Genomic DNA, 12,565 nt, shown 5'->3' with positions numbered 1-12,565 from the left:
CGAGAATTGCCGCAACGAGGGCGATGATTGCGTCTCGGTTCACTTCTCTTCCGTCAGGGAGGACGGCTGACATTCGGTCAACGTCGGTGTCGAAAATCAGGCCCAAATCAGCTTTGTTTTTGAGGACTGCGCTCTGAATTGACTCCATGGCCTTTGCGTTTTCAGGGTTTGGAATGTGGTTGGGGAAGGTTCCGTCCGGCTCCAGAAACTGGCTTCCCTTTGTGTCGGCACCCAGCAGGTCAAGAATCTTTGAGACAAAGAATCCGCCCGCACCGTTTCCGGCATCAACGACGATTTTAAGGCCGGAAAGAGGTTTTTCATTTCGACTTTGCTCAATGTCCGTTTTGATTCCGTTTCTGATTGTTTTTACGAGGTGATTTGCATAAAGCGAGATGAGGTCGAATTTTTGTGTTTCAGAAGTTCCTGATTTTTCTGTAAGCCCCGCAGCCCCTTCGAGAATAGCCGTGATATCCTCGTGCTCCAGGCCTCCGTCATTGTCAAAGAATTTGAGGCCGTTTCGGTTGAAAGGAAGGTGGCTTGCTGTAATCATGATTGAGCCGTCGAATTTTGTTTCGGGGAAGACGATGCTCATGAACATTGCCGGTGTTGTCGCCATGCCGCAGTCAACGACCTTGACGCCGCAAGATGAAAGGCCTGCCATCGCAGCTTTTGCCAGAGACTCGCCTGTGATTCGTGAGTCACGGCCGATTCCGACTGTCAATGATTCAACGGCTTTGCCAGTTTTTTTTGAAAGCCAGGCCGCAAAACTCTGGGCGATTATATTTGATGCGAGGGGCGTGAGATTTACGCTTTCGCCCTCGATTCCTTCACAAGCAACTCCACGGATGTCGCTTCCGTTCTGCAGTTTCATCAGTACTTTTGATTCCATAAAATATTCCTTAATGTTTATATTTTATGCAAATTTAGACTTGTTTTTCAAGAAGAAAAGTCTTATTATTAAAACATTGTGAAGATTAGATTAAGGCTATTTAAAGTTTTATTTCTCATTTTTCCCACACTCTTTTTGGTCTCATGCACGGCTCCTGCTCCTCGCTATGAAAAGCTCCTCGGAACGGTTTGTTTTGTAAATTTGTTTGAGGATGGCAAGGAGGATTATTATGACGAGATTTTTGCGCGCTTAAAGGCTATTGATAATGAATTCAATTTTTCTAAAGGATTTTCAGATCTTTACCGCTTGAACACTTTTGGTGGCAGCAAGGATGTTGGGGTCAGCGAAGATGTTGTAAAAGTTCTTGAAGCATCGCAAAAAGTTTCTGAGATTACCGGCGGTGCTTTTGATGTCTCAATCGGGCCTTTCGTAAATCTTTGGCGTGTAAATACAGATTATCCTCATGTCGCCAGCCAGGAAGAAATCGACGAGATTCATCCCCTTGTTGATTATCGAAAAATCTTCTTGAATTCGCAGGAGCATACGGTTCGATTTGCCGAAACAGGAATGTCACTTAATTTCGGTGGAATCGCAAAAGGCTATGCTGCGGATGAAATTGTGAAGATATGCGAAAAACACAAAATTTCCAAAGCCGTAATTGATTTGGGCGGAAATATCTATGTCTATGGCAAAAAAGCGAAGAAGGAACTCTGGAACGTCGGCATTAAAAATCCCGAGTCTCCAGATTCAATGCCGCTCATAAAAATTTCGGTTCCGCAGATTTCAGTCGTCACGAGTGGCGTGTATGAGCGGTATTTTGATGTGGGTAAAAAGCATTATCACCATATTTTGTCGCCTTTTACTGGTGCCCCTGTTGAAAATGATTTGTCCTCTGTTACAGTAATTTCAGAAAACTCAATGCTTGCCGATGCCCTGACTACGGCCTTTTTCATCATCGGAAAGGAAGAGTCGCTCAGGCTTATTCCTACGATGCAAAAAGAATTCAACGCTGAATTTTCGGCAATTTTCATCGAAAAGAATCATACAATCACTTTCTCAAAAGATTTTCCGTATAGCTCATCAATACTTTACGAGGGGTGGGATCAGGTGGTTTCGCCCTATTAGCATTTAGCAATGTCTGATATGGTCAAAATTCCTTTTTTTATGTCATTTTTTTCGCTTTTTTTTCATAAAAATATGGGAAAGTTCTTGTCTTTGTGCTAGAATAGTTAAATATTCATAATTTTAGTGCAGGGCAATTAATGAGCTACGGTTTAGAAAATCTTGAATTAAGACAGCTTGAAGGTCTTTTTACAATTCTCAATCAATGCACGGATTCTTTTTTATTCGTGTTTGATTTGTCTGCTGATACATATTTTATTTCTCCCTACGCAAAAAATCTTTTTAATTTCCCCGAAGAAAAACTAGAGAACGCTTCCACTAACTTAATGAAAATTGTCTACCACGAAGATCAGGCTTCCCTTCGCTCCGAAATTGACTTGCTGAAAAGCGGTCGGCGGATGGAGCACAATCTTGATTATCGCTGGGTCAACAAAAACGGCAAGCCAATCTGGATTCGCTGCCGGGGCAAAATCCTTCCGAACAACGATGAGAACAAGCGGGTTTTAATCGGCGAGGTTTCCATAGTTGCGGACGAAGACAAAACGGATTTGCTTACCGGCCTTGCAACGGAGTCCCAGCTAAGAATTGATTTTGGTTCCGTGTGGACAAAAAAGCAGTCCGTGTCGGGTTTTATCCTGAAGGTTGACATTGACAATCTTGGTTCGATAAACGAGCAATACGGTGTAATGACCGGAGATGTCATACTTTCTAAAGTCGGTGATTGTTGCCGCAAAGTTTGCTCGGGAACCGCAAAGGCTTACAAACTTTCCAGCGATGAATTTATCTGCATGAACCTTACGGGCAAGTCAGCTTTGGTAGCACAGAGAATGTACGAAAATCTGCGCCGTGAAATTTCCGAAGCTGAGCATGGGCTTGGTTACGACATAATCTTTACTGTTTCTGGTGGCATGGTCGCTTTCATGAACGATTCTTCTCAGCTCGACGGCCTTCTCCGCAAGGTAAATTATTCAATCGCAAATGCAAAGCGAAACGGTCGCAACAACCTTGTCACATTCAATGCCGTTGATTACACGCAGCACCTCAAAACTCTTGATTTCCAGGAAAAAATCCGCGATTCAATCCGCAACGATTTTGCAGGCTTCGAGCTTTTTTATCAGCCTGTTGTTGATGCCAAAAATCTTTATCTTGATGCTGACAAGACGGTTCTTAATGTGATTGGCTGCGAGGCTCTTATCCGCTGGACTTGTCCTGGCTACGGAATCCTCAATCCTGACGAATTCATTCCAATCCTTGAGCGCACCGGCATGATTGTCTCCGTCGGCAGGTGGATTTTGAGAACGGCGTTCATGCAGTGCGCGGAGTGGAACCGCTTGCAAAAAGATTTCCATGTTAGCGTAAACCTTTCTTATATTCAGGTCAAAAAGAGCGACATTATCCGCGATGTCGAGACGGCCATGCTCATTTCTGAGGTCAATCCTCACAATGTCACATTGGAGCTTACAGAAAGCGGCTACATCGACAATGGTGACGAGCTTCAGGCCCTCACGGAAGCGTTTGCAAACCTTGGTGTCAATGTTGATATCGATGACTTCGGCACAGGTTATTCAAATCTCCGTTATCTGCAGTATCTCAAGGCAAGCACGCTCAAACTTGACTACACTTTTGTTCAGAAAGCAACGGCCGGCAATGAGGGAGACCGCAAAATCATCAAGCACATCACGCAAATGGCTCATGAGCTTGGAATGCAGGTCTGTATGGAAGGTATCGAAGAAAAGAGCGACATCGAAAAATTGATAGAATATGGTCCTGATAAATTCCAGGGATTCTATTTTGGTCGTCCATGCAACAACATTGACTTCCGAGAGCATCACCTGCGCCTTGATGTCAACAAAGATATTTATAACAAGACAAAGTAAAAATTAGCAGTTAGCAATGTGCAATTAGCAGTTGTTTCGGGACTTTGTTCGCTTTGCTCACTCGTCCCGATTTCTCATTAAATATAGTGTTTCAGTTCAATTCTGTCGATTTTCTTGGTTTTGACTGCTACGATGTAATTGCCTGTGATTGCTGAAAGAACATCGAAGGCTGCGGCAAAACTGCACAAAATCGGCATGGCTGGTCTCAAAAGAAGGTATCCGGCTTCAAATCCTCGTCCGTACATCGCACAAATCACCGTGAGCGAAACAAATGTTCCGCCGACAGGAAAGTTCCCCAGTGCAAATGATGTTACGAATGAGACTGCGAAAATCCAAATTACATCAAGAATTGTAAATCCGAGGCTGGAATAAGAGCGGAGAATCATCACGAAACAAATTGTCGTTACCAAAGCCGTTCCGCCGCGTGCGAAGATTGAGAAGAGCGGAAGCGTGAAATTATTTGTCTCGTCATGGATTCCGAGGCTTTCTTTTGAATGTCTGTAGTTTGTGAGGAGACTGAGGTTTGCATCTCCAGTGAAGAAACCTGTGATTATTGAACAAATACTTGCGTAAAGAACATGATACGGCCGCAAATCCCTGCACAAGAATCGAAGAATCAGCGGATAAATAATGCCGGCGACAATTACAAAATCAGCGAGAAGCATGAAGAAAATCGGGAAAAATGTCGGCTCGGCAAAAATAGTACGGGCCTGGAGCATCCAGTAGCAGGAAATTCCAATCATGCCAACGGAAAGCCATTCTACGAAGAAAGCTGACATTGTTTGGCAGAGTTTCATGGCTGAGCCAAAAAGACTGAGCAGAGGTTTTGATTCATTTGTATCGGATGCACAGGCACCGCCGACAAAGGCCGCAAGGAAGAAAACCGGAAGCAGGAAAATGCCGTCTTTGAGCGAATCGAAGCCAGAAAAAGGGAAAATGTTCAGAATCATTTCCTTGATATTGATTGTTGGAACTTCGGAAATTTTTTCGCCTGTGATTGGAATTCGTGGAAGCGCGACAATAAGAATAGAAAGCAAGCCGAGCGCAACCAAAATCAAAGTTGAGCCAACAAGAGTGCCTGCCGTCCAAAGACTTGTTTTGAGGATATGCTTTTTGCTGCGGAGGTTGAACATTGACATTGCTGTGCCAAAAAAGAGCAGGGGAATGAGGGCGTATCTGCCGAAGCGGATTGCGATTTCTGACAGGGTAGAGACTGCAGAATCGACAGAAGGAATGTTGAGCGGAAGAATAAAAGCTGCCGTAATGCCAAGAACGATGCCAATTAAATATTTAATCCAAACTTTCATAATTTTAGTATATCAAATTGCTGATAAATCTGCTATAATAGTTCGTTATGGGAAAGATGATTTTATTTGCCGGTAAGGAGCTTCCTGCCGGAAACGATATGGCTTCTGGTGCCTCATTTCAGGGGCGAAAAGTTATTGCAACAAGCTTGAATGTCAGCGAAGAAGAAAATTCTGCCCCAAGTGAAAAATCTGGCGGTGTAGTTGGGGCTGCATGGAACAGGGCTTCTGCCTTTTCGTGCCGTTCTCTTGCCTTAAAGTGCGAGAATGAAGGCGGAGTTGACGAGGCTGTTCTTGTTTTCGATGAATTTTTTTTTGCGACAAAATACCGTGAAGTCAACAACAATGCACAGGTTCTTGAAGAACTTGTCGAAAGCTACCAATATCTTGCCCAGGAATTGATTTCAAGGTTTAACAGGGAGCCAGAGCGCAAACACAAGCTTGTATTCCTTTATAAAGCAAATTATTCCATGAGTGACGGCATAAATTCATCTTCTGTTCGTGGTTCTGGAATCGAACTTTCAAATCCTCTGATTGCCGCCGCTGCCGGTGCATTCTATTATTATGCTGAAAATCTGGCCGCATCTCTCTCCGAAAGCAAAAATATCATTCCTATTTTGGTGTCATGCGAGCCGCAGAACGACCTTTCAAAACGCGACAGCTCTCTTTCAGTGTGGCTTTGTGAGTACATGGATTCAATCGACAACCTTAAAAAACCGCTTTCTCCAAAACAGAAGGTCGCCTGGGTCAAAGCTGGTGCAAAAAATCCGGCCGGTTTCGGTCTATTGGGATTCTAAAAAATGGATTATTCAAACCCGCTTATCGTACAAAGTGACAGGACTTTACTTCTCGATGTTCATGCGCCTCGTGCCACAGATTGCCGGAACGCGCTGATTCCTTTTGCTGAGCTTGAGCGTTCGCCTGAGCATCTTCATACTTATCGCCTCACGCCTCTTTCTTTGTGGAACGCAAATGCAGCTGGTTTTTCTCCTGATGATGCCGTAAAAGTTTTGCATGATTTTGCCCGCTACGATGTTCCTCAAAGCGTCGAGATGTGGATTAAAGAAACTGCCGGCCGCTTCGGAAAATTGCGATTGGTTCCCGCTCCGTGGATTATTTTGAACGGAAAACGGAAAACGGAAAACGGAAAGCCGGAGGGGGAAAGTCTCCCCCTCGCTCCAGCCGCTGACGCGTCTTCCGCTACCCCCTCTGCAGGGGACACCCCCGCAACGCCCCCGTCAGATGACGGCATCAAAATCGAATATCTCTACCTTGTTACAGAAAGCATTCCTGTTTTCAAGGAAATCGGGGCGAGTCTCGTTGGTCGAAAATATCTTACAATGTGTGAGTATGAAGAGCCGCAGGACGAGCTGATGAAGCAGACTGTTGTTTCTGAGGAAGAAAAATCTCACTGTTTCAGGCTCAATCTTACTGACCGCGGAACAATCAAGCAGGAACTTCTTCGGATGGGCTGGCCTGTAAAGGACGATGTTCCGCTCATTGACGGCGAGCCGCTAGAAATCAACCTTCGCCAGAAAACCTTGAGCGGGCGGGATTTTGTTCTCCGACAGTACCAGAAAGAAGCGGCTCAGGCAATCGTCGGCGACAAAGGACCGGGAACTGGCTTTGGTACAATCGTTCTTCCTTGTGGCGCGGGCAAAACAATTGTCGGCATGACCGTAATGGATTTGCTCAAAACGAGCACACTTGTCATCACTACGAACATTTCTGCGGTACATCAGTGGATTGATGAGCTTATCGACAAAACGAATCTCACCCGCGATGACATTGCCGAGTACACAGGCGAAAACAAGACGATTAAGCCTGTCACCGTTGCGACTTATCAGATTCTCACATGGCGGCCAGAAAAAGACGGCCCTTACCCGCATTTTTCTCTTTTCCGAAAGCGAAACTGGGGCTTGATTGTCTACGATGAAGTTCACACTTTGCCGGCTCCTGTTTTCCGTGTCGCGGCTGAGATTCAGGCTGTGCGTCGCGTTGGTCTTACGGCCACTTTGGTTCGTGAAGACGGCTGCGAAGGTCATGTTTTTTCACTCGTCGGTCCAAAACGCTACGATGTTCCGTGGAAGGACTTGGAAAGCACAGGTTTTATTGCCACGGCTGAGTGCATTGAAGTTCGAATCGACTTGGGCGAAGAAAAGGAAATCGAATACGCGGTCGCAGATTTGCGGAAAAAACACAGGATTGCGAGCGAAAATCCCAAGAAGCCCGAATTTGTAAAAACTTTGGTGGAAAAATCTCCAGAGGACAAGATTCTTGTCATCGGTCAGTATTTGAGCCAGCTTGATGAGCTTTCAAAAATGCTCGGCTGCCCGATTATCACTGGAAAAACTCCGAATGAAGAGCGTGATAAAATTTACGCTGATTTCAGGACTGGCAAAATCCGTGTGCTGGTTGTAAGCAAAGTTGCAAACTTCGCAATCGATTTGCCGGATGCGAGCATGGCAATTCAGGTGAGCGGCACTTTCGGAAGCCGTCAGGAAGAAGCCCAGCGTCTCGGCCGAATCCTGCGTCCAAAAGAGAGAAAGTCTCGCTTCTTTACGCTGATTACGCGTAACACTGTCGAAGAAGAATTTGGCTCAAACCGCCAGAAATTTTTGGCCGAGCAGGGCTATCAGTACAGGCTCATCCGATGCACGGAAGCGAAAGAACTTGGTGAAGTGCTTGACGGCGAGAAACTTTGTCTTCAATAAAAATATAGTGATTTCATTGGAAAATATGCACTTTCTGTGCTAATCTATCCTCATGCAGAATTCTTTTGAGTCAGTAAAATGCGATTGTTTAAGCCGCAAGTACGAGCAAGCTGTCACCCGCGAAATCCCGATTTATTCTCGTGGTAACGGAATCCGAAGCGAATTTGAGCGCGATTACACGAGGTTGCTTCATTGTCAGGCTTACAGCCGTCTCAAGCACAAAACTCAGGTTTTTTTTGCGCCGCACAATGACCATGTTTGCACGCGAATGGAACACGTTCTTCATGTGGCTTCGGTGGCTTCGACAATTGCAAAATATCTTGGGCTAAATCAGGATTTGACTCAGGCAATCGCAATCGGGCATGACATCGGGCACGCACCTTTCGGCCACTCAGGCGAGGACATTCTGAACGAGCTTCTTGGCAAAAAAGAAGGCGCGAATGCTCCTAAAAAATTCTGGCACGAACGTAATTCCCTTTTCTTTGCGGATTTTATCGAAACTCTGGACGACCCGAACGGTGTCAAACGGCCGCTCAACCTCACTTATGCCGTGCGCGACGGTATTATCTGCCATTGCGGTGAAATTGACCAGCAGGGAGTAAAGCCGCGCGAAGAGGCAATCAATCTTTACGACATCAAACGGCCGGGGCTGGTTCAGCCGTTTACCTGGGAGGGCTGCGTCGTAAAAATCAGCGATAAAATTGCTTTTTTGGGGCGTGACATTCAGGATGCGCGTGCTTATCATCTTCTGGACATGGGAAGCTACCGCCAGCTGCGCGAAATCGTCACGGAGACTCTGGGAATGACAAAATCCGGGAAGACTCTTTCACATCGGAGTGGCAGGGCGGTCAATCCGAGCGTTCTGATTAACGACATGATTGTTGACTTGTGCGAAAATTCCAATCCAAGCGAAGGGCTTTTCTTCTCGCAGAGCTATTTCCGCTTCATCACGGAGCTTAAAAAATTCAGTTACGCGAACATTTACAATCACTGGCGGCTCATTGAATTCCAGAAATACGCACGGAATATCCTCGAAACGATTTTTAACACTCTCATGCGCGCTCAGATTTACGTTCAGAAGGGCAATGTGGAGCTTCAGCTTAGCCCGTACCCGCGGCTCGGCGACGAATACACAAAATGGCTCCTTCACTATTCAAATTATGCCGAAAAAACTAATCAAAAAAAGCCTGCAAATTACGAAACGAGCGCAGTCTTTGATATAACTGACAACGAAAGCTACAAAAAGTGCGTGATTGAGTTCATTTCCGGCATGACGGATGAATTTGCAATCGGCTGCTTCAACGAGATAATCAGCTTCTAGCGGAAACGAAAAATCTTGTGCAAAAAAAAGACCTGCCCGACGGCAGGCCAAAATGTCAGTTAAGTTATTTTCTGACAGGGCTAGCGTTTGGAGTTCGTCCGTCTTCTGATGATGGAATTACGATTTCTCCGCTCTTGATTTTTGCGATTGTGTCAGAATCGTTGAATGAAGCTGGCAAACCGATGATTTTCCAGTTGTGGTCACATTTTGGAGTCAATTTGCCCTTCAAGTTTTCCTGTGTGTATTTTACGATGAGGTCGCGTACTGTTGCGCTGAGAGGCATTTCATTGTAGCTGTCGAAATAGCAGTCATTCAATGTTACCCAGCCTTTGCTGATTAATGTTCCCATGCGGTAGTTGTTTACGGCCATTTTGTAAGTTGCTTTCGGGTCAACAGGCTTTCCGTTGATTGTCGCATTTGTGATTCGAGAGCCAGCCGGTTTTCTCAAATCGATTTCATAGTTAATGCCTGAAAGCATATCGTAGTTGTAAGCACGGACATTTGGATTGAATGCGATTGTTACATCTCCATCGTGAATACTCTGGTAGTAATCAACGCTCCATTCCATGTAAGCAAGAAGATTTTTTCCAGTGATGTTTACGCCCATCAAAGTGTTGTCATATTTGTAGATAAATGCAACATCTTTTCGCTTGAAATCACCAGCTTTGAGTGTCTGGTCGAAATTGAACAAAGCGGCTGTAGAAATTTCAGCTTTTGCGTAGTACATCTGAACTTCATTAATCAAATCCATGAGAGCTGTGTCTTCAATCTGTGCTCTAGGCATTGTTGTTACATGGTCTGCACCAGTGATGTAGTCAGTTCCTTCAGGGATGAAATCAGCAGTTACTTTACCGATAACCTGATTTGCATTTTCCTTTGATTTTTTGTCAACCCACTTGAATTTGTCCAAAACGGCTTTTGAAGATTCTGCATTTTTTGTAGGGATATTTTCTGCTTTGACATCAGCAACCTTCCATTTTCCGTTTTCTTTTTTCATGTTGAATGTAGCGAGTGCAACATGTGAGCCATATTTTCCTGGTTCGATAACCCAAGTGTTGTTTACTTTTGTGCAATATGTTGCGTGTTCATGACCTGCAAGAATGATGTCCAGCTCAGGAACAGCTTTTGCAATCTGGAATGCGCCAGATTTCCCTTCTTCTTCATATTCTCCTTCTCGGCTGATATGAACTGCGGCAACAAGAACATCATACTGACCTTCGATAGATTTAACTGTCTCTTTGAGAGAATCGATTGGGTTTGTGAAATCAAGGTTCTGGAAATGCTCAGGTGCACTTGCTTCCCAAGTTGTGACATGCGGAGCTGTGCTTCCGATTACAGCAACACGAACGCCGTCAATCTCATAAATCTGATATGGAAGAACGAAAAATTTTCCAGAATCAGCATATTTTATGTTAGAGCAGACAACGCGGCCGTCAAAGCCCAAAAAGTTTCGCTCCAAAAAGTCGAGACCGAAGTTGAATTCATGGTTTCCCGGAACCCAAACATCGTAATTCAAGAAATTCATTGCCTGGACCATAGGATGAACATCATTGTCGATGAACAATTCTGCGCTGTTATCCTGCATTGAATCACCAATATCGATTAAAAGGGTGTTGTTGTATTTTTCTTTGATCTGTTTGACTACAGAATCTGTCTGAGCAAAACCTGCACCATTTGCCGAAGCATCGATTGCGTATTCCCACGGATAGATGCGGCCGTGCATATCTGAAGTTGCGACAACAGAAATTACAGCTGAATCACTTCCGTCTGCCTGGCTTTTTGTGATAACGCCGCTCTTTTCATAAGAAAATGCTTTGATGGAACCTTTTTTTGCAGGAGCATCTTTTTTGCCACTTGCAAAAACTGTTACAAACGCACTGGTCAACACCAATGCGGCAGCCAATTTTTTTCCAACTCGAATCATACTACCTCCTAAATCGATTACTGGAAATAAATATTTTTTTGTATTTAAAGAATTTTTAAATACTGTGCAAAACACCTCGTTTGAATATAAGAATCGAAAATAATGCCGTGAAGAAAACACTTGCAACCATGCCGATTGACCCCGCCAAAGCTTGCAGAATATTGATAACAATCAGCGGAATGTTAATGAATTGCATGTAATCCATCTGATAGCCCCAAATCATCATCGCGAGCGGAAGAGAAGAGCCGCAGAATGCAAGAATCAAAGTATTCGTCATGGTTCCGATAATGTCTTTTCCGACAGAAAGAACTGCTGAAAAATAATTGCTGACTGACATGGAAGAATCAGCCTTGTGCAGCTGTTCGGCACTGCTGGCAACAGAGACTGCAACATCCATAGTCGCGCCAAAGCAAGCAATTAAAATAGAAACGAAAAGCAGCGAAGTGATTTTGAAATCCCTGTTTTGTGCCAGATAAAGCAAAGATTCGCCCTTTTCCATATCTACGCCAGAAAGATTCATGATTTTGCCAAAAACAAACGCAATCAGCCCCGCAAGAAAGACACCGCAAAGAGTTCCAGACGCCGCGCACAAAGATTTTTTGCTGATTCCCGCAATAAGAATGAAACTCACCGCACAGGCAAGCACGAGTGAAAGCATAGCGATCAAAGCCGGATGAGGCGACCACATGCACGGAACTATTATAAAAAGAACAACGGCTCCTGTAAAAAGCAATGCGAGCAGACTTCGCAGCCCCTTGAATTTACCGATAAGCAGAACCAGTGCTGAAAGAACGGCGGACAATAAATAAATGTAAGGCGTGCGCTTGTAATTGTAGAGCCAGACTACGGGCTGATTGTTTTTATCCATCCGTATTGCGAAAACGGCCGTCAAACCCTCGTAGGCGACCGCACTTCGGAGAGAGCCAAGCGTGTTCGTGGAATTAAATTCCTGCCCGGCATATTCGCCTTCATTGATGCGGACCCGCATTTTCTGATTGCCAAGAAAGCGGCCGTCAACAAAAGGATCTTCTTCTATATTATTTTCCGTGATAGCAATAACCGTTCCCGAAACAAATTGCTGATTGAACTGCGAGCGATGCCGATACTGCTCGGTAATTTTGGGAGCAAAAAACACAATAAGAGCGACTGCAAAAAAAGTCGAGACTGCAGCAAGCAATTCTTTTTTTAGCGAGAACATCTTTTTAGTATATGATAAATCGGAGAAATTGAAAATAGAGGCGGTTCTTCATAGAGCGTGATTCTGCAAATAAAAAAGCTCGCCCCAAACGGAGCGAGCCTTAATGAAATTTCTCACAGAGGGACAGAGACCACAGAGAGCTTTCAGAATTACGAAAGTCTTTCCCTTTCATTATTCTCTCTGTGTCCTCTGTGTCCTCAGTGAGGTTTAGTAATC

General features: G+C 44.6%; 9 protein-coding genes. 5 read left to right on the top strand and 4 right to left on the bottom strand.

Translation table 11 applies throughout. From position 1 onward, the window contains the following. Positions 1 to 889 (bottom strand): phosphohexomutase domain-containing protein (locus IJJ71_RS11870; protein ID WP_486389626.1); only part of this gene is annotated, 889 nt, incomplete at its 3' end. Positions 890 to 1,024: 135 nt separating this feature from the next. Between IJJ71_RS11870 and IJJ71_RS11865 the strand changes: the two genes are divergently transcribed. Beyond that, positions 1,025 to 2,014, top strand: a complete 990-nt coding sequence (locus tag IJJ71_RS11865; protein WP_296847284.1) for an FAD:protein FMN transferase — start codon at positions 1,025 to 1,027, stop codon at positions 2,012 to 2,014. 137 nt (positions 2,015 to 2,151) lie between these two features. Continuing rightward, on the top strand, positions 2,152 to 3,888 hold the full coding sequence (locus IJJ71_RS11860) for a GGDEF and EAL domain-containing protein (protein WP_296847282.1): 1,737 nt from the start codon (positions 2,152 to 2,154) through the stop codon (positions 3,886 to 3,888). A 77-nt stretch (positions 3,889 to 3,965) separates the two neighbouring features. On the opposite strand, the gene IJJ71_RS11855 is transcribed toward IJJ71_RS11860, so the two are convergent. Further along, the gene (locus IJJ71_RS11855; protein WP_296847280.1) at positions 3,966 to 5,195 is read right to left on the bottom strand and encodes a dicarboxylate/amino acid:cation symporter; all 1,230 of its coding nucleotides are present in this window, start codon (positions 5,193 to 5,195) and stop codon (positions 3,966 to 3,968) included. A 47-nt stretch (positions 5,196 to 5,242) separates the two neighbouring features. On the opposite strand from IJJ71_RS11855, the gene IJJ71_RS11850 reads away from it, so the two are divergent. The 3 genes from IJJ71_RS11850 to IJJ71_RS11840 are packed head-to-tail and all read left to right on the top strand — an operon-like array spanning position 5,243 to position 9,227. After that, entirely contained in the window at positions 5,243 to 5,989 is a 747-nt protein-coding gene (locus IJJ71_RS11850; protein WP_296847279.1) for a hypothetical protein, read from the top strand. Positions 5,990 to 5,992: 3 nt separating this feature from the next. Continuing rightward, positions 5,993 to 7,906, top strand: a complete 1,914-nt coding sequence (locus IJJ71_RS11845) for a DNA repair helicase XPB (protein WP_296847277.1) — start codon at positions 5,993 to 5,995, stop codon at positions 7,904 to 7,906. 52 nt (positions 7,907 to 7,958) lie between these two features. Continuing rightward, complete coding sequence (locus tag IJJ71_RS11840; RefSeq protein ID WP_296847275.1) at positions 7,959 to 9,227, top strand: deoxyguanosinetriphosphate triphosphohydrolase family protein; 1,269 nt, start codon at positions 7,959 to 7,961, stop codon at positions 9,225 to 9,227. Between the two features lie 64 nt (positions 9,228 to 9,291). On the opposite strand, the gene IJJ71_RS11835 is transcribed toward IJJ71_RS11840, so the two are convergent. Together IJJ71_RS11835 and IJJ71_RS11830 are read right to left on the bottom strand one after the other, a co-directional pair. Further along, the gene (locus tag IJJ71_RS11835) at positions 9,292 to 11,151 is read right to left on the bottom strand and encodes a bifunctional metallophosphatase/5'-nucleotidase (protein ID WP_296847273.1); all 1,860 of its coding nucleotides are present in this window, start codon (positions 11,149 to 11,151) and stop codon (positions 9,292 to 9,294) included. 55 nt (positions 11,152 to 11,206) lie between these two features. Further along, a complete protein-coding gene (locus IJJ71_RS11830; RefSeq protein WP_296847271.1) occupies positions 11,207 to 12,349 on the bottom strand; it encodes a YibE/F family protein in 1,143 nt (380 codons plus the stop codon). Positions 12,350 to 12,565: the final 216 nt, after the last annotated feature.

Origin of the sequence: Treponema sp., from assembly GCF_017430385.1 — a bacterium.
In the GTDB taxonomy this organism is placed as follows: Bacteria; Spirochaetota; Spirochaetia; order Treponematales; family Treponemataceae; genus Treponema_D.
Note: the sequence above shows the minus strand (reverse complement) of the source record. Positions and strands in the feature narration are given on the sequence as shown.